This is a genomic window from Actinoplanes sp. URMC 104 (assembly GCF_051386375.1).
In the GTDB taxonomy this organism is placed as follows: domain Bacteria; phylum Actinomycetota; class Actinomycetes; order Mycobacteriales; family Micromonosporaceae; genus Actinoplanes.
In genome coordinates this window covers 323,359-339,930 of the sequence record NZ_JBPQTO010000002.1, presented here as the reverse complement: position 1 = coordinate 339,930, position 16,572 = coordinate 323,359, and the positions used below count along the sequence as shown (strand labels likewise).

Below are 16,572 nucleotides of genomic sequence, written 5' to 3'. Positions count from 1 at the left end.
ATCACTCATCAGGCGGGCCGGGAGTCACTCTCCCGGCCCGCCTGCGTCATCCCGGGAAGCCGCAGCACGGGCCACCCGGGCTCCGGCCGGAACCCCGTGTGGGTGCCGTCGAACGGGAACACCCCCGCCTCGATCAGGCCGATGACCCGGCAACCCTCGGCCCTGATCTTCTCGGCCGCGGCGTCGTCGAAGTAGTGGGGTTCGCCGATGCGCCCGTCGAACTCGCCGACGTCCTTCCACTCCCACCGGCGCTCCGGCGTGACGACGATGTCGAGCACGTGATCGTCGGTGTCCACACCGTCCGCACGCCGGACGCAGGGCGCCTCGAGGTTGACGTACCAGCCGGTGAACCGGCCCTGCTCGAACCACCACCACACGGAGTGCGCGGCCCCCGGCGGCATGAGCACCAGGATGTCGCAGTCCTCCCAGACGCGTACGGTCAGCCGCGGCTCGCGCATCCGGTCGACGGCGATCTCGTGCTGGGTCCGCGGCAGACTAGCCAATCCACGACCACCGGAAGGGCCGAGACGGTGAAGAAGTACGTACTGTTCGATCATGACGGGGTCCTGGTGGACACCGAGCTCTGGTACTTCAAGGCCGGCGAACGCGCCCTGGCGGACATCGGCATCACTGTGGACAGGGAGCAGTACCTGCGGGACATGAGCCGGGGAGCGGGCACGTGGGTCCAAGCCCGGGCGGCGGGTGCCGACGAACGGAGCATCAGCAGGCAGCGCGCGGCCCGGGACGCCTACTACCAGGAGTATCTGCGAACCCGGCCGATCGAGATCGAGGGCGTCGTCGAGGCCCTCGCCGAGCTTTCCCACCACGTACGCATGGCGATCGTGACGACGGCGAAGCGGGCGGACTTCGAGCTCATCCACGAGAAGCGCCGGATCACGCAGTTCATGGATTTCGTGCTCGTCCGTGAGGACTACGAGCTCGCGAAGCCGCACCCGGAGCCGTACCTGACCGGGTTGAAGCGCTTCGGGGCCACCCGGGAGGAGACTTTGGTCGTCGAGGACTCGGCCCGAGGGCTCACCTCAGCCGTGGCGGCCGGCATCGATTGCGTGATCGTCCACAACGAGTTCACCAAAACACAGGACTTCTCGCAGGCGAGCCATCGCATCAACGCCCTGAGCGAGCTGAAGGACATCGTCCTCGGCTGACCCGGAACGGTCCTTCGGTGCGCGGCTGCGAGGGTGGGCAATGTCGTACCCGTCGATTAGAATGTATGTACGAAAAGGGCCCGTGACCTGCTGATCTTCCGGCGTGTCAGGGACCCTTGTGGGCCAGTCCTGGGCCAGTTCCGGGCCAGTAAGGAGACTGACGTGACCGCACCCGTCCTGAGTGTTCCGTCGACCAACCCCGTGCCCGTCATCCCGCCCTACGCGACCATGCTCGGCTTCACCCGCTACGTGACGCGCACGGGCCCGGCGAAGGCCACGTTCGTCGGCGGGCTGCGCCGGGCGCGCGAGCGGCGGTCCGGCTTCAACCCTCACGGCCAGCTCGTCAAGGCGCTCAAGGCCGACGTCGCGTTCCGCACCGGCGGCAGCTACCTCGACGGCGTCGTCAACCTGGTCAAAGACCGGTGGAAGCCGCTCTACGAGTCGGTCAGCCCCGGCGCCAAGACCTACCTGGCCTCGCTCGGCGACCCCGAGCAGGTCAGCCTCGCCCAGACCCGCGACGCGCTGGCGTCCGTGGGCCCACTGGTCGTAAAGATCAACCCCCACTTCGGTCTGCGGTACGAGGACGGCCGCCGCGAGGCCGTGCGCCTGCACTTCGACGAGGCGCCGCCCACCCCCGAGGCCGCGACCGCCATGCTGCACCTGATGGCCCGCCACATCGACCAGATCCTGCCCAACGCCGAGCCCGTCCTGGTCGACCTCCGCCGCGGCGAGGTCCACCGCCTCGACCCCGCAGCCAAGCCCGCCGACATCGAGACCTGGCTCGCCGGCGAGGCCGCCGCCTTCACCGCCATGTGGAGCACCTCAGCCGCCTGACCGTCCTCGCTGCGCGTCGCGGCGGCCTGGCCACCGGCGCCTGCCTCGGCCGCCTGCCCGGGCGGTCGGGCCACGGGCGCCGGTCCTGGCCGCTTCGGTCGGCGGCCTTGCCACTATTGAGCGTGCTCCTGGCCGTCGGCGCCGACCGCGTGCCTTGCCTGCTGAACTGACCGGCTGGCCTCCGCTGCCCTCCCGGCCGGCCACCCCCGGCCGTGTGGCTCCCGCTGCCCTCCCCGGCCGCCCGCCCCCGGCCGTGTGGCTCCGCTGCCCGCCTGGCGGCCGGGCTCGTGCCGTCTGTCCAGCCGCCAAGCCCGCGCCGCCTAGCTGGCCGTCTGCTGAGCTACCTAGCCACTGCCGCGTGCCCGGCCGCCTGCCCCGGCCGACCTCAGCGTCCGCCGGGGCGGTAACCCGGCGCCTGCCAGACACCAGCCCCACGGCCAGAGCCACCCCATCTGCAACCTTGAGGTTGCGGGATTCCGATCGATGCGCAACTCTGGGGTTGCACATTGACGAGAGGGGTCGGGCATGAGCAAGGACCGGATCGAGCGGGAGACCTTCATCGCGGCGTCCGTCGAGCGGGTCTGGGCGGTGATCACGGAGCCGGGGCACGTGGGGGCGTGGTTCGGGTCGGGCGAGCCTGCCGAGATCGATCTGCGGCCGGGCGGCATCATGCGGCTCGACCACGGGCAATACGGGATCTTTCCGACGCTGATCGTCGCGGTGGAGGCGCCGCGGTACTTCGCGTACCGGTGGGCCAGCGCGTTCCCGGGCGAGGTCGCGAACGAAGGTAACTCCACGTTGGTCGAGTTCTTCCTCGAGCCGGACGGCGCGGGCACCCGGCTGCGGCTGGTCGAGTCGGGCTTCGCGGGGCTGCGGATCCCGCCCGAGCGCGAGGACACGGCCGGCTTCGACAGCCACGACGAGGGCTGGCGAGGCATCGTGGAGGAGCTTCGGCAGTACGCCGAGAAGTGAGCACGCAGCTGGAAGTGCTCGCGGCCCTCGCCGACCCGACCCGCTGGCACCTGCTCGACGAGCTGGCGGCGCGCCGCGAGGCGACTGCGACCGTGCTCGCCACCACGACGCCGGTCACGCGGCAGGCGGTGGTGAAGCACCTGGCCGTCCTGGAACGCGCCGGCCTGGTGACCGCGCAGCGGGCGGGCCGCGAGGTGCACTACGCCGTACGGGCGGAGCGCCTCGACGAGACGGCCCAGTGGATAGCCGCCGCGGCCCGCCGCTGGGACGAACGCCTGTCCGCGATCAAGCACTTGGCCGAGTCCGACCCCGCGAGCTGACGCCGGTCCGCCCTCGTCCGGTCGGGCGAGGGGGCTCACCGGGAAGGAGGGATTTCGGGGTTTCGGGGCGGGAATGCCTTAGGAGCAGAACGGTTGCGACGATCCTCTCCGGTGTACGAAGCGGGTCACGCGCGTCGGGGGGCGTTCGTCATGAAGGCATTGCGTCAGGTGGTCAGGGGCCTGGCAGCGGCGGGGGTCACGACGGGCGCGCTGCTGCACCCGGCGAGCGCAGAAGCGGCCGCCGCGGCGAGCGCGCAGGCGGAGGCCACAGGGAGCGTTGCGGCGAAGGCGCAGGTGGAGGCCACGGGGAGCGCTGCGGCGAGCTCGCAGGAGAAAGGCGTTGGGAGCGCGCAGGTCAAGGCGGGCGGGAGTGCCGGCGTGCAGGGCGGGCAGGTGATGAGCCTGCCGAGCCTGGTGGCCTATGTGCGCAACGGCGACATCTACGTCAGCAAGGGTGCGAGCGAGAAGCGCCTCACCACCGGCGGCACGCATGCGCGGCCGCGGTGGGCTCCGGACGGGAAGTCGCTGGCCTACCTCAAGGGTGGCTACCTCTGGGTGATGCGGGCGGATGGCACGGGGCAGCGCCGGCTCACGACGCGGGCGGCGGGTGGGCCCTCGTGGTCGCCGGACGGGAAGTGGATCGCGTTTGCCTCGCTGTCTTGCTCGGGCGGGCCGGGCGTCTACCGGATCTCGGCCACGGCGGGTGCGGCCACGGCCGGAGGGACCACGGCAGGAGCGGCCACGGCAGGAGCGGCCACGGCAGGAGCGGCCACGGCAGGAGCGGCCACGGCAGGAGGGACCACGGCAGGAGCGGCCACGGCGGGAGCGGCGGCGGCAGGAGCGGCGGTGGCGGGTGCGGCCACGGCAGGAGCGGCGGCGGCGGGAACAGCCACGGCGCCGGAGATTCTCTTTCCGCGGGACTGCCGGGGGGAGGAGCTGCCGCCGGAGCCGGCGCCGGTCACGGCGCGAGCGGGGTCGCTGAGTGAGCGGCTGCGCACCGACGACGCGGTGGCCTGGTCGCCGGACGGGACGAGGGTGGCGTTCCGGGGCGGGGACTGCGAGTCGGTCTACGACGCCTGCCTCAGCGTGGGGACGGTCGCGACCGGGGGCGAGCAGACCGTGGCCGCGTACGGCGGGGGCAGCCTGCAGACGAGCGGCTTCGCGGTGGTGCCGAGCTGGCGGGCGGACGGCGCGAAGCTGGCCTGGACCGCCTACCAGAAGGGCGAGACCAAGGCCGACGACCAGCCGGTGCACCTGGTCGAGTACGACACGAAGACCCGCGTGAAGCGGAACGTGGGCGGCGCCCTCGACCGGGAGATCGCCTACCTGGGCACGAGCCGGGCGGTCGTCACGGGTCAGGTCAAGGCGGGCTCCTGGATCGTGATCGTCGACCTGGCCCGCGGCACGCGGGCGCCGTTCCACGAGGGCTCGCAGCCCAGCGTGCAACCGGTGCGCTAAGCACGCCTGGCGGGGTTGCCGATAAGGGTGGTGACCGGGAGCAACGGAGTTGCTGCCGGCCGGCTCTCGATGGAGGAAGCATGACCGTCTCCGGTCTGGGCACCGCTCGCACCCCGCACCCGCCGATCACGCCGGTCAACCGGGGCGCCCGCGCCGGCAAGCCGTCCGAGCGCGCCGAGGACCAGCTCACCGGCCGCGACCGCGAGCTGATCTTCCGGGTGACCGGGCAGCGCGACCCCGCCAAGCAGAGCGTCACCGCGTTCGCCGCGATCCTGGCGTCCGAGCGCGCCGCGGGCCGGCTGGCGCCGGGGCAGGAGGCCACGGCGCTCTACCTCAAGGACCTCAGCCGCCGCTACGAGCGCACCGGCGGCCCGAACCCGGTGGCGGCCTATCTGCCCAAGGCCCTGGAGTATCTGGCGGAGGGCGGCGGAAGCCGGATCGACGTCTCGGCGTAGAAGTATGGGGTGACCCACCCGCCGATCCGCACCTTCCACCCGCGCCGGGGCCGCATGAGCGCCCGCCACGCCGACGCGCACACCGCCCTCTGGCCGACGCTGGGTCTGACCGTCGAGGACGGCGACCGTACGCCCCTGGACCTGAACGAGCTGTTCGGCCGGGACAACCCCAAGGTGCTCGAGATCGGCTTCGGCATGGGGGACGCGCTGGCCGCGATGGCCGCCGCCGACCCCGGCCGGGACTACCTCGGCATCGAGGTGCACACCCCGGGCATCGGCAACCTGCTCGCGCTCCTCGACGAGCGGGAACGGGAGGCGGGAGCAACGGGCAACGTACGGGTGGCCCGCGGCGACGCCATGCAGCTGGTGCACCGCCTCGCGCCCGCGAGCCTCGACGCCGTGCACATCTTCTTCCCCGACCCTTGGCCCAAGGCGCGCCACCACAAGCGGCGCCTCGTGCAGCCGGCCAACGTGGCGCTGCTGCGCGACCGGCTGCGCCCGGGCGGGGTGCTGCACTGCGCGACCGACTGGCCCGACTACGCGGAGTCGATGGCCGCGACGCTCGACGCCGACCCGGAGCTGGAGCGCGCCGGCGACGACCGCGCGGGGCGGCCCGAGACGAAGTTCGAACAGCGCGGCGCGCGGGCCGGCCGGCCGATCACGGATCTGCGCTACCGACGCCGTACCTGATGATTTGCCGCTTTTCCGCAATTAGCGCCTTATAGGCTGGACGGGTGGCTAAGCGGCGAGACGACCCCGGCCGCGACATTCTGGCCGGCGGCCTCGACGAGGGCCTGCTGCACGAGGTCACCGAGCTGCATCCGGCCTCGCTCGACGGCGGCGGCGGCGACGCGCTCGCGGGCCTGCTCGCCCGGGCCGCGCACGCGCCGATCGGCATGATCCACCTCGTGCAGGGGGAGAGGCTGCGGCGGTACGGCGCACACGGGCTCGACCCGGCGCGCAGCACACCCGAGACGCCGATCGAGGGCACGCTGGCCGCGATCGTCGCCGCAACGGGCGCCCCGCTCGTGATCGACGACCTGGCCCGGGACGACCGGGCGCGCACGGATCGCGGCGCCTACCTCGGCCATCCCATGCGCGACCGCAACGGCGGCGTGCTGGCCGTCTGCTGCGCCGCCGACACCGAGCCGCGGCACTGGACCGCCGAGGAGACCGCCTCGGTCGCCCAGGCGGCGCTGGTCGGCACGCTGCTGATCACCGAGCAGCTGGCCCGGTACGAGATCGACCGCCAGCGCGGCTTCCTCGACGCGGTGCTCGACAGCCTGCACGACGGCGTGATCGCCTGCGACGAGCAGGGCCGCATCGCGTTCGTCAACGAGCGGATGCGCCGGCTCTGGGGCGAGTCGGGCCTGCCAGAGCACGTGTGGCTGGAGGGGCTGACCGACGCCGACGGCAACCCGCTGCACCGCGACGAACTCGGGCTGTTCCGGGCGCTGCGCGGCGAGGACCTGGTCGACAACGAGGTGGTGCTGCACGGGCCGGACCGCCGCGCCCGCCACTACCTGGTCGACGCGCACCCGATCGAAGGACCCGGCGGCCGTACGGTCGGGGCGGTGCAGGCGGTGCAGGACGTGACCCGCCGCAAGCGCGTCGAGCGGTTCCGCACCTGCGAGCTGGCGGTCACCACGGCGCTGGCCGACGCGCCGAGCATCGAGGCGGCCGGCCCGCGCGTGCTGGAGGCCGTGGTCAGCACGCTGGGCTGGGTGCACGCCGAGCTGTGGCTGGTCGACGAGGCCGCGGGCGTGGTCCGCTCGGCCGCCCGGTGGAGCGCGCCGGGGTGGCAGTCCGGCATCGAGGTGCCCGTCGACCTCCCGTACGGCGTGGGCCTGGCCGGCCGGGCGTGGCAGGTCGGCAAGCCGCTGTGGATCCGCGACGTGGGCCGGCCGCAGAGCCTGATCTCCCCGGAGACCGCCGCGTCGGGCGCGCTGCACGCCGCGCTCGCGGTGCCCGTACGGGAAGGGTTCGAGACGCTCGGCGTGCTGACCGTCTTCGCCGACACGGTCGAGGACCCGGAGGACGAGCTGCTCGCGCTGATGTCCGGGATCGCCGCGCACATCGGGCAGTTCGTCGAGAAGCGCCTCGTCGAGGACCTGCAACGCCAGCTCGACCGCAGCAAGAACGAGTACCTGGCGCTGGTGGGGCACGAGCTGCGCACGCCGCTGACCTCGATCAGCGCGTACACCGAGCTGCTGCTCGAGGCCGACGAGAAGAGCCTGGTCGCCGACGGCCCGCGGCTGATCAAGGTGATCGAGCGCAACACCAACCAGCTGCGCGACATCATCAACGAGCTGATGGAGCTGTCCGCGCTGGACGCCGGGCACGCCGACGTGAACCTCACGCCGATGGACCTGGCCGAGGTGGTCCGCGAGTCGGTCGCCAAGGTGCGCGCGGCCGTGGCCGGCGCGCCGCTGGTCATCGACGACGAGCTGCCCGAGCGGCTGGTGCTGCCGGGCGACCGCAAGCGGCTGCGCCAGGTGGTGGACAACCTGCTCGGCAACGCGATCCGGTACAGCCCGGACGGCGGCCGCATCGGGGTCACGCTGCGGGCGGCGGGACGGGCCGCGGAGCTGGCTGTGTCGGACTCCGGCCTGGGCGTCTCGGACGACGAGCGCGAGAAGCTGTTCACCGGCGCGTACCGCACCAGCCGGGCCCGCGACTCGGCGATCCCCGGCACCGGGCTGGGCATGACGCTGAGCCGGGTCGTGGTCAGCCGCCACCACGGCAGCATCGAGCTGGTCGACCACGACGGGCCGGGCACCACCGTGCTCGTCCGGCTGCCGATGGAGCAGCGTTGACCACCCGTTTACAGTTGTGACTCTGGTCACGGGCGATCTCCTCGGGTGAGGATGGCGGCATGACCCGGTGGACTCCTGACCCGACGTTCTATCCCTCCCCGCGCGACGCGGCGGGCGCCCCTGCCGAGCAGCTGGCGTACGTGGCCGCCTTCGACCGCTCCGCCTCTGTCCCGGATGCCATCGCCGTCGTCGACACCGACCCCGGCTCGGACTCGTACGGCCGGGTCGTCGGCTGGACCGACCTGCCGCACACCGGCGACGAGCTGCACCACTTCGGCTGGAACGCGTGCAGCAGCGCGCTGTGCCCGACCGCGCCGCACCCGCACGTCGAGCGCCGCTACCTGATCGTGCCGGGCCTGCGCTCGTCGCGCGTCTACGTGATCGACACCAAGGACGACCCGCGGGCGCCCCGCATCGTCAAGGAGATCAGCGCCGAGGAGCTGGCCGCGAAGGCGAACTACTCCCGGCCGCACACGGTGCACTGCGGACCCGACGGCATCTACCTCTCCGCGCTGGGCAACGGCACCGACGGCGGCGGGCCGGGCGGCATCGCCGTGCTCGACCACACCACGTTCGAGGTCCGCGGGCAGTGGGAGGCCGACCGCGGCGACCAGAGCCTGGCGTACGACTTCTGGTGGCACCTGACCCGCGACGTGCTCGTCACCTCGGAGTGGGGCACGCCCGACATGATCGAGGACGGCATCGTGCCGGAGCTGCTGCTGGGCCGCCAGTACGGCCACCGGCTGCACTTCTGGGACCTGGCCAAGCGCACCCTCGTGCAGACCGTCGACCTCGGCGACCAGTACCAGATGACGCTCGAGCTGCGCCCCGCCCACGACCCGACCCGCGAGTACGGCTTCGTCGGCGTGGTCGTCAGCGTCGAGGACCTCTCCGCGTCGATCTGGGCCTGGCACCGCGAGGGCGGCGAGTTCAAGGTCACCAAGGTGATCGACATCCCGGCGGAGCCCGCCGACGTCGACGCGCTGCCGCCCGCGCTGCAACCGTTCGGGGCCGTGCCGCCGCTGGTCACCGACATCGACCTCTCGGTGGACGACCGCTACCTGTACGTCTCCTGCTGGGGCACCGGCGAGCTCAAGCAGTACGACGTGAGCGACCCGTTCCACCCCGTCGAGGTGGGCTCGGTGCGGCTCGGCGGCGTCGTCGGCCGGGTGCCGCACCCGTCGTTCCCCGACGAGCGCCTCGCGGGCGGCCCGCAGATGGTCGAGGTTTCCCGCGACGGCAAGCGCGTGTACGTGACCAACTCGCTGTACGGCTCGTGGGACGACCAGTTCTACCCCGACGGGGTCGGCGCCTGGCTCGCGAAGATCGACGTGGCCGACGGCGGCGGGCTCACCCTGGACCCGCGGTTCTTCCCGCACGGCGACGAGTTCCGCGGCCGGCGGGTGCACCAGACCCGGCTGCAGGGCGGCGACGCCAGCTCCGACTCGTACTGCTTCCCGTCCTCGTGACCTGGGGACACCTCGCGGCCCTCGCCGGGCTCGGCGCCTTCCACGGGCTGAACCCGGCGATGGGCTGGCTGTTCGCGGTGGCCCGCGGCATGCAGGAACGGTCGCGCGGCGTCCTGCTGCGCTCGCTGCCCCCGATCGCGCTGGGCCACCTCGGCTCGGTCGCGATCGTGGCCGCCGTGGTGTCGGCGACCGAGTCGGTCGTGGCCGCCAACGTCGTGGGCATCGCGGGCGGGATCGTGCTGGTCGTGTTCGGGCTGTGGCGGCTGCTGTCCGAACGGCACTTCCGCTGGGCCGGGATGCGCCTGTCCACCGCGCAGCTGGCCGGCTGGTCGTTCCTGATGTCCTCGGCCCACGGCGCCGGCCTGATGCTGCTGCCCGTCCTTGCCACCACCGCCGTCGCGTCCGGCGCCGGGCATGCCGGCCACGCCATGCCCGGCACGGCTCTGGACGGCACCCCCGGCGCCGCGCTCGAGGGGCTGGCCGCGGCCGGCGTGCACACGCTGGCGATGTTCGCCGTCATGGCCGCCTGCGCCGTGGCCGTCTACGAGTTCGTGGGCGTCAACATCCTGCGCCGGGCGTGGTTCAACGTCGACCGCCTGTGGGCCGGCGTCATGGTCGGCGCCGGCGCCCTCACCATCGCGCTGACCGCCTGACGGGCGGACGTCAGCCGAAGAGGGCGCCGGGGATGTCGGCGTAGAACAGGGCCGGGTCGCGCGACAGCGAGGCCTTGACGTTGGCGGTGGGCTTGTCGGCGATCACTTCGATCGCGCCCGCCTCCAGGCCGTCCAGGGCCTGGGCGACCACCTCGGAGGGCGGGAGCTTGGGGATGTCGATGCCGGCCAGCATGTCGGTGTCGGCGGTGGCCAGCGCCAACGCGGTGACCTGGGTCTTCTGGTCGGCCAGCTCGAGCCTGACGCCGTTGGTGAGCGACCACTCCGCGGCCTTGGAGGCGGCGTAGCCGTTGCTGGAGGGGGCGAAGGCGTACCAGCTCAGCGCCGAGATGACGGTGAGGATGGCGCCGCCGGCGAGCCGGGGGGCGAAGGCGCGGGTCACGTTGAGGGTGCCCCAGAAGTTGGTCTCGAACTCACGGCGCACGTTGTCGAGGGACGGGCCGAGCAGCGGGGCGTCCGTGGAGATGCCGGCGTTGTTGATCAGGATGTCGAGGTCGCCCACCTCGGCCGCCGCGGCCTCGATGGACGCCGGATCCGTGATGTCCAGCCGGAGGGGGACGACGCCGGGGATGTCGATGCTGTCGGGCCGGCGGGCGGTCGCGTAGACGGTGGCGGCGCCGCGGGCGAGGAGAGCCTCGGCGAACGCCTTGCCGAGACCGCGGTTGGCGCCGGTCACGAGAACTTTTGTGCCGTTGATCTGCATGCCGCCACGGTAAAACCTCACGCTGACGTCAGGGGCAAGGACTGCGAGGCGGGTCACGTTCGGGTACGCCACGACAGTGGTGCGTCAAAGCCGGCCGGGCGGGTATACCGGGAACCCCTCCGGCTGAGAGAGTCCCGCATGCACCCGCAGCCACCGCGCCGCTCCACGCACGTCACGAACAGCCCGCTGAGCCGGCTCGTCTACGACCGCTGGGGCGAGTACGGCCGTCCCGTCCTGCTGCTGCACGGGCTCCTGTTCGACCGGACGATGTGGTGGCCGGTCGCCGCCGAGCTGGCCGGCGACTGCACGGTGATCGCCCCGGACCTGCCCGGCCACGGCCAGTGCCCGCTGCGCGCCGACTACAGCCTCGAGCGGATCGCCGCGGACCTGGCGGGGCTGGTCAACGGCCTGCAGCTGCACCGGGCGCCGATCGTGGTCGGGCACGGCACGGGGGCGTGGCTGGCGATCGCCTTCGCCGACGCGTACGCCACCCACTGCCTGCTGACCCTCGACGAGCCCACCGGCGACCTGCCCGGCACCGTGGACGACGTGGTGGCCGCGGCCGGTCTCGCGGCCGTGCCCGAGCATTACCGCCCCTTCGCCGAGCCCCGCCGGGACCCCGCGCTCCTGGCGGCGTACGCGGGCTGGAAGGCGCAACCGCCCACCCGCCGCCTCGTCGTCGCCGGCCCGGCGTCGGGGCCCTCGGGCCCGGCGCGGGACAGTGCGTTCGCCCACCTGAGCGACCCGGAAGGCTTCGCCGCCCGGCTGCGCGCCCTACTCTGACCCGATGGCTCTGCTGCAAGTTGACTTCTTCGCCGAGACGCTCGATCTCGGCACGTCCATGACCGTCGTGCTGCCGCAGGAGGGGCCCACGCCGCCGCCGGTGCTGTACCTGCTGCACGGGCTCACCGACGACCACACGGCGTGGACGCGATACACCTCGATCGAGCGGTACGCGTACGACCATCAGCTGGCCGTGGTCATGCCGCAGGTGCACCGCAGCTTCTACACCGACGAGGCGCACGGGATGCGGTTCTGGACGTTCCTGTCCGAGGAGCTGCCGCGAGTGGTCGAGCGCTTCTTCAATGTGTCGCAGCGGCGCGAGGACACGTACGTCGCCGGGTTGTCGATGGGTGGCTACGGCGCCTTCAAGTGGGCGCTGCGGCAGCCGGAGCGCTTCGCCGCGGCGGCCTCGCTGTCCGGCGCGCTGGACACCTCGTGGCTGCAGCAGCACGACGACCGGCCGCACATCCGCGAGGTGATGGACCGGGTGTGGGCCGGGCGCGACGTGACCGGCACCGGCGACGACCTGTTCCACCTGCTGTCCACGGCCGACGGGGCGAGCCTGCCCCGCCTGATGCTGCGCTGCGGCACCGGCGACCACCTGTTCGCGATGAACGAGCGCTTCGCGCACGAGTGTGCCCGCGCCGGCATCCCGCTGGACAGCGAGTTCGAGCCGGGCGGGCACGAGTGGTCGTACTGGGACAGGCACATCCCGCGGGTGCTCGACTTCTTCGTCAAGCGTTAGTCGTTGTCGCGGCCCTGCTGCTCGGCGAGGAAGCGCTCCAGCTCGGCCCCGAGCTCCTCCGCGGTGGGCAGCGGCTGGTCGTTGCCGGCCAGCAGGTTGCCCTCGCGGCCGCGCAGGAACGCGTCGTACTGCGCCTCGAGCGAGGACACCAGGCGGCCGGCCTGCTCGTCCTCGGCGACCTGCTTGTCGATGTCCTCGCGGACGACCTTGGCCGCCTCGCGCAGCTGGCCGGTGGGCAGCGCCAGGCCGGTGGTGGCCGAGACCGAGTCGAGCAGCAGCTCGGCGGCGGCCGGATAGGTGGTCTGGGCCAGGTAGTGCGGCACGTGGGCCGCGTACCCCATGGCGTCGTGACCGTTCTCGCCCAGCCGGAACTCGAGCAGGTTGCCGACGCTGGCCGGCACCTGCACCTTCTGCAGCCACGGCTCGCGGTCGCCGAGCAGCGCCTTGTCGGTGGCGTGCGCGGTGACGCTGACCGGGCGGGTGTGCGGCACGGCCATCGGGATCGCGTTGAGGCCGACGGTCAGCTTGACGCCGAACCGCTCGACCAGGCCGGTGACCGCGGCGATGAAGCGCTCCCACTGCAGGTCGGGTTCCGGGCCCGCGAGCAGCAGAAACGGCGTTCCCAGCTGGTCGTTGACGAGGTGCAGCGCGAGGCTGGGCTGCTCGTAGCTGACCCAGTGGTCCTCGTCGAAGATCATCGGAGGGCGGCGGGAGCGGTAGTCGAGCAGCTGGTCGAGGTCGAAGGTGGCGACGACCCGGCTGTCGAGCCGCTCCAGCAGGTTCTCGCGGGCGAGCTGGATCGCGCTGCCCGCGTCGACGAAACCGGTGAGGGCCTGGACCAGAACCGGCTCGTCCAGCTCCGGCAGATCGCCGGCCAGCTCGTAGAGCTCGTCAGGGTCGAGCACGTCGAGGACCTCCTGTGTTCCGTTGAGGGATAACCGGTGCGAACAAACGGTCCCGGAGATTAATTCCGGGCACCCGACGATCTTGCCAACTCGCCGTCGGTGAGCCGCGATCGCACCTCCGCCGGCGGCAGCGGGCGGGAGAAGTGGTACCCCTGAGCGAAACGGTAGCCCAGCTCGTAAAGCGTGTCCGCCTGCGCTGCCGTCTCGACGCCCTCGGCCACCGCCTTGAGGTGCAGGCCCTCGGTGATCTGGATCATGGCGGTGGCGATGACCGCCTCCTCGGAGCGGCTGCCGATGCCGGCCACGAACGACTTGTCGACCTTGAGGGTGTCGGCGGGCACGGTCCGCAGCAGGCCGAGCGACGAGTGCCCGGTGCCGAAGTCGTCCAGCGCCACCTTCACCCCGAGCTTCGCGATCTCGAGCAGGGTGTCCAGCGCGACGCCGCCGTCGAAGACCGCGGTCTCGGTGACCTCGACGACGAGCCGCTGCGGGGACACGCCCGAGGCGGCCAGCGCCTGGCGGACCTCCTCGGCGAAGCCCGGCTCGCGCAGCTGCCGGGCCGACACGTTGACGCCCAGCTCGTCCGGGGCGGCAGCGCCGAACTCGGCGTCCCAGGCGGCCAGCCGGCTCAGCGCCGTCCGGAGGATCCAGGTGCCCAGCGGCACGATCAGCCCGGTGCGCTCGGCGATCGGGATGAACTCGTCCGGGCCAACGAACCCGCGCTCCGGGTGCGGCCAGCGCACCAGCGTCTCCAGGCCGGTCCAGGCGCCGTCGGGCAGCCGCACGATCGGCTGGTAGACCAGGGTGAACTCGCCGGCGTCCAGGGCGCGGCGCAGGTCGGCGCCGAGCTGCTGGTCGGCCTCGTGGGTGCGCTCGAGCGCGTCGTCGTAGACGGCGAAGCGTCCCTTGCCGTTGTCCTTGGCGGAGTACATCGCCAGGTCGGCGCGGCGCAGCAGTTCCGCGGCGGTGGCGCCGTGCCACGCCTCGGCCAGGCCCACGCTGCCCCGGGCGATCAGCTCGTGCCCGTCGGCGTGCAGGGGCACGTTCATCGCCTGTTCGATGCGGCGCAGCAGGGCCAGCGCGTCGGCGCCGGGCAGGCCGGGCAGCAGGATCCCGAACTCGTCGCCGCCGAGCCGAGCGGGGACGTCCTCGGCGCGCAGGCACTCGCGCAGGCGCGCGGCGATGGCGCTGAGGAACGCGTCGCCGACCGCGTGCCCGAGCCGGTCGTTGATCGTCTTGAAGTCGTCGAGGTCGACCATGGCCAGGCACAGCGGCTCGCCGGTGGCGAGCATCTCCTGCGCGCGCTGCTCGAACAGCGCGCGGTTGGCCAGCCCGGTGAGCCCGTCGTGCGTAGCCCGGTGGGTGAGCTCCACCTGGTAGTCGTTGAGCTGGGTGAGCTGCTGGTCGACGCGGCTCAGCAGCCGGCCGTTGTCGCGCAGCGCGCCGATCTGCCGGGCCGCCACCAGCGCGGTGAGCAGGCACGCGGCCAGCGCCACGACCAGCACGATGCCGCCGGAGTCGCCGCTGACCCACAGCAGCAGCCCGTCCGTGGCGGCCACCGCGGCGTACGGGACCAGGCTGAACAGGCGGCGCCGGGAGGGCTTGCGGGGCAGGCCCGCGACGCGCCGCTGCCGGTCGGCGGCGAACGCGACGCAGAGCATGGTCGCGGGGGAGAAGATCTGGGCGCCGCTGAGCCCGTCGGGAACCTCGACCAGCAGCGGGAACAGCCCGCCGCCCAGCGCGCCGACCGCGGCCGCGGCGGCGAACCAGCGCAGGATCCCCGGCTCGAGCCCGCCCATGCCGGTCATCGCGACCTTGACGATGGCCAGCGCGACGATCAGGCCGAGCACGGCGAGCATCAGCGTCGGGACCGTGGTGCGCTGACCGGAGCCGGCCTCGATCGCGCGCACCGTGAAGTACCAGCCGAACACGCTCACCGTGATGCCGACGGTGAGCGCGTCGAGCAGGAACCGGGTGGTGGTGCCCTGCCGGTCCAGCGGCAGCCGCAGCAGCGCCCAGAGCACCAGCGCCATGGCGGCCGCGTAGCAGATCGAGGTGGGCAGGTCGTGCTGCTGCTGGGTGACGCGGGCCGGGTCGATCGCCGACTGGCGGGCGTCGCCGATCGTGCCCAGCACGAGCAGCAGCGAGGTGGCGGCGATCGAGCGCCACAGCCGCGCGGCGACGCGGTCCAGGCCGGGGGTGCGCGAGGTCTGCCAGCACGCGATCGTGGTCACCGTCGTCAGCACGATGCCCGGCATCCAGTTCCAGACCGGGCTGAACGATGGATGCAGGACGTTGACCGCGTAGAGCACGATGGCTGTCACCTGCATGACCGCACCGGCCGCGAGCAGGGGCGCCGGGCGCAGCCGGGGCAGCCGGAGTTCGGTCGTCACGCTCCGCGTAATCGGTCGGACAGGTCTCAGCCTGAGCACATCCCTCACCTTAGGCTCGCCTGCACGTGCATGTGCACGGCACAATGGCACAGGAACGTTCCCTACCCCCTCGGAGCGATCTGGTGACCGACCCCGCGAACTCTTCCGACCCGATCACCGACCCCGGCACCGCCGCGCCGCCCGCCACGCTGTGGCAGCGGATGAAGGCGGACCCGCAGTACGCGCCGGAACACCTCGCCCTGGAGGCCGTCCGCCGGCTGGGCCCCGAGGCCGCGGCCTGGGCCGAGCGGATGCGCGCCGAGCACCCCGACCACACCCCCGACCGGCTCGCCGACCTGGCCGTACGGCACTTCACCACGCTCGCGCGCATCTCCGGCGCGGTGTCCGGCGCGGCCGGCCTGCCCGGCGCGGTGCTCGACGTGGGCGTCCTCGCCTGGAACCAGGCCCGCATGGTGCTGCACATCGCCGCCGCGTACGGCCACGACCCGTGCGGGCCCGACCGCGCCACCGACCTGCTCGTGCTGCAGCGGGTGCACAAGGTGGCCCAGACGGCGCGGCTCGCGCTCGGCGTCGCCGCCGGCCGGGAACGCGCCACGCTGCTGTTCGCCGGGGCGGCCTCGCGTCCGCTGAGCGGCGTGATGGTGCGGCTGGGCATGAGGCTCGCGCAGATGGCGGGCGTGCACGCGGCCAAGCGCATGTTCGCCAAGATGATCCCCGGCGCCTCGGTCGTGCTGGGCACGTGGGTGAACTCGGCCGCCACCAAGGACCTCGCCGCCCGGGCCCGCGAGGTGTTCCGGCTCACCGACCACAAGGCCGTTCCGGCCCGGCGCTAAGCCGCACGCGACTCCGGACGATCGGAACCCCTGAACGGAACCGATCGTG

General features: G+C 72.7%; 17 protein-coding genes. 13 read left to right on the top strand and 4 right to left on the bottom strand.

Annotated elements, in window-relative coordinates:
- Positions 1 to 8: 8 nt before the first annotated feature.
- Positions 9 to 503 carry a DUF402 domain-containing protein gene (locus tag ACSNN8_RS02575; RefSeq protein WP_436646712.1) on the bottom strand — a complete coding sequence of 165 codons (495 nt, stop codon included), beginning with the start codon at positions 501 to 503 and terminating at the stop codon, positions 9 to 11.
- Between the two features lie 27 nt (positions 504 to 530).
- Between ACSNN8_RS02575 and ACSNN8_RS02570 the strand changes: the two genes are divergently transcribed.
- From ACSNN8_RS02570 to ACSNN8_RS02525, 10 genes are all read left to right on the top strand, one after another.
- Positions 531 to 1,166 carry an HAD family hydrolase gene (locus tag ACSNN8_RS02570; protein ID WP_436646710.1) on the top strand — a complete coding sequence of 212 codons (636 nt, stop codon included), beginning with the start codon at positions 531 to 533 and terminating at the stop codon, positions 1,164 to 1,166.
- 228 nt (positions 1,167 to 1,394) lie between these two features.
- Entirely contained in the window at positions 1,395 to 2,000 is a 606-nt protein-coding gene (locus ACSNN8_RS02565; RefSeq protein ID WP_436649374.1) for a hypothetical protein, read from the top strand.
- A 525-nt stretch (positions 2,001 to 2,525) separates the two neighbouring features.
- Positions 2,526 to 2,972, top strand: a complete 447-nt coding sequence (locus ACSNN8_RS02560; protein WP_436646708.1) for an SRPBCC family protein — start codon at positions 2,526 to 2,528, stop codon at positions 2,970 to 2,972.
- Positions 2,969 to 3,292 (top strand): ArsR/SmtB family transcription factor, encoded by a 324-nt coding sequence (locus ACSNN8_RS02555; RefSeq protein ID WP_436646706.1) that lies wholly within the window; start codon positions 2,969 to 2,971, stop codon positions 3,290 to 3,292. The genes ACSNN8_RS02560 and ACSNN8_RS02555 overlap by 4 nt, the downstream gene beginning before the upstream one ends.
- 150 nt (positions 3,293 to 3,442) lie before the next feature.
- Complete coding sequence (locus tag ACSNN8_RS02550; RefSeq protein WP_436646704.1) at positions 3,443 to 4,750, top strand: hypothetical protein; 1,308 nt, start codon at positions 3,443 to 3,445, stop codon at positions 4,748 to 4,750.
- 80 nt (positions 4,751 to 4,830) lie between these two features.
- Positions 4,831 to 5,205: a hypothetical protein gene (locus ACSNN8_RS02545; RefSeq protein ID WP_436646703.1), complete on the top strand. Its 375-nt coding sequence runs from the start codon at positions 4,831 to 4,833 to the stop codon at positions 5,203 to 5,205.
- Between the two features lie 54 nt (positions 5,206 to 5,259).
- Positions 5,260 to 5,895, top strand: a complete 636-nt coding sequence (gene trmB, locus ACSNN8_RS02540; RefSeq protein ID WP_436649372.1) for a tRNA (guanosine(46)-N7)-methyltransferase TrmB — start codon at positions 5,260 to 5,262, stop codon at positions 5,893 to 5,895.
- Positions 5,896 to 5,939: 44 nt separating this feature from the next.
- On the top strand, positions 5,940 to 8,021 hold the full coding sequence (locus ACSNN8_RS02535) for an ATP-binding protein (protein ID WP_436646701.1): 2,082 nt from the start codon (positions 5,940 to 5,942) through the stop codon (positions 8,019 to 8,021).
- Positions 8,022 to 8,080: 59 nt separating this feature from the next.
- Positions 8,081 to 9,490 carry a selenium-binding protein SBP56-related protein gene (locus tag ACSNN8_RS02530; RefSeq protein ID WP_436646699.1) on the top strand — a complete coding sequence of 470 codons (1,410 nt, stop codon included), beginning with the start codon at positions 8,081 to 8,083 and terminating at the stop codon, positions 9,488 to 9,490.
- Entirely contained in the window at positions 9,487 to 10,143 is a 657-nt protein-coding gene (locus ACSNN8_RS02525; RefSeq protein WP_436646698.1) for a hypothetical protein, read from the top strand. Before ACSNN8_RS02530 ends, ACSNN8_RS02525 begins: the two co-directional genes overlap by 4 nt.
- Before the next feature lie 10 nt (positions 10,144 to 10,153).
- Here ACSNN8_RS02525 and ACSNN8_RS02520 read toward each other — a convergent pair whose 3' ends face one another.
- Positions 10,154 to 10,864 (bottom strand): SDR family oxidoreductase, encoded by a 711-nt coding sequence (locus ACSNN8_RS02520; protein WP_436646696.1) that lies wholly within the window; start codon positions 10,862 to 10,864, stop codon positions 10,154 to 10,156.
- A gap of 138 nt (positions 10,865 to 11,002) precedes the next feature.
- Between ACSNN8_RS02520 and ACSNN8_RS02515 the strand changes: the two genes are divergently transcribed.
- Both ACSNN8_RS02515 and ACSNN8_RS02510 read left to right on the top strand, forming a co-directional pair.
- On the top strand, positions 11,003 to 11,647 hold the full coding sequence (locus ACSNN8_RS02515; protein ID WP_436646694.1) for an alpha/beta fold hydrolase: 645 nt from the start codon (positions 11,003 to 11,005) through the stop codon (positions 11,645 to 11,647).
- 4 nt (positions 11,648 to 11,651) lie between these two features.
- A complete protein-coding gene (locus ACSNN8_RS02510) occupies positions 11,652 to 12,392 on the top strand; it encodes an alpha/beta hydrolase (RefSeq protein WP_436646692.1) in 741 nt (246 codons plus the stop codon).
- Here the strand turns inward: ACSNN8_RS02510 and ACSNN8_RS02505 are convergent.
- Positions 12,389 to 13,297: a proteasome assembly chaperone family protein gene (locus tag ACSNN8_RS02505; protein ID WP_436646690.1), complete on the bottom strand. Its 909-nt coding sequence runs from the start codon at positions 13,295 to 13,297 to the stop codon at positions 12,389 to 12,391. The two genes, ACSNN8_RS02510 and ACSNN8_RS02505, sit on opposite strands and share 4 nt — an antisense overlap.
- A gap of 59 nt (positions 13,298 to 13,356) precedes the next feature.
- On the bottom strand, positions 13,357 to 15,690 hold the full coding sequence (locus tag ACSNN8_RS02500; RefSeq protein ID WP_436646688.1) for a putative bifunctional diguanylate cyclase/phosphodiesterase: 2,334 nt from the start codon (positions 15,688 to 15,690) through the stop codon (positions 13,357 to 13,359).
- 83 nt (positions 15,691 to 15,773) lie between these two features.
- Between ACSNN8_RS02500 and ACSNN8_RS02495 the strand changes: the two genes are divergently transcribed.
- Positions 15,774 to 16,523 (top strand): EcsC family protein, encoded by a 750-nt coding sequence (locus tag ACSNN8_RS02495; RefSeq protein WP_436646686.1) that lies wholly within the window; start codon positions 15,774 to 15,776, stop codon positions 16,521 to 16,523.
- Positions 16,524 to 16,572 lie beyond the last annotated feature (49 nt).

What these genes read in the sequence shown, in the direction of transcription:
- ACSNN8_RS02565 (WP_436649374.1), top strand. Translation starts at nt 1,395, where the DNA reads ATGCTCGGCTTCACCCGCTACGTGACGCGCACGGGCCCGGCGAAGGCC.
- ACSNN8_RS02560 (WP_436646708.1), top strand. Translation starts at nt 2,526, where the DNA reads ATGAGCAAGGACCGGATCGAGCGGGAGACCTTCATCGCGGCGTCCGTC.
- ACSNN8_RS02550 (WP_436646704.1), top strand. Translation starts at nt 3,443, where the DNA reads ATGAAGGCATTGCGTCAGGTGGTCAGGGGCCTGGCAGCGGCGGGGGTC.
- ACSNN8_RS02545 (WP_436646703.1), top strand. Translation starts at nt 4,831, where the DNA reads ATGACCGTCTCCGGTCTGGGCACCGCTCGCACCCCGCACCCGCCGATC.
- trmB (WP_436649372.1), top strand. Translation starts at nt 5,260, where the DNA reads ATGAGCGCCCGCCACGCCGACGCGCACACCGCCCTCTGGCCGACGCTG.
- ACSNN8_RS02530 (WP_436646699.1), top strand. Translation starts at nt 8,081, where the DNA reads ATGACCCGGTGGACTCCTGACCCGACGTTCTATCCCTCCCCGCGCGAC.
- ACSNN8_RS02520 (WP_436646696.1), bottom strand. Translation starts at nt 10,864, where the DNA reads ATGCAGATCAACGGCACAAAAGTTCTCGTGACCGGCGCCAACCGCGGT.
- ACSNN8_RS02515 (WP_436646694.1), top strand. Translation starts at nt 11,003, where the DNA reads ATGCACCCGCAGCCACCGCGCCGCTCCACGCACGTCACGAACAGCCCG.
- ACSNN8_RS02510 (WP_436646692.1), top strand. Translation starts at nt 11,652, where the DNA reads ATGGCTCTGCTGCAAGTTGACTTCTTCGCCGAGACGCTCGATCTCGGC.
- ACSNN8_RS02495 (WP_436646686.1), top strand. Translation starts at nt 15,774, where the DNA reads ATGGCACAGGAACGTTCCCTACCCCCTCGGAGCGATCTGGTGACCGAC.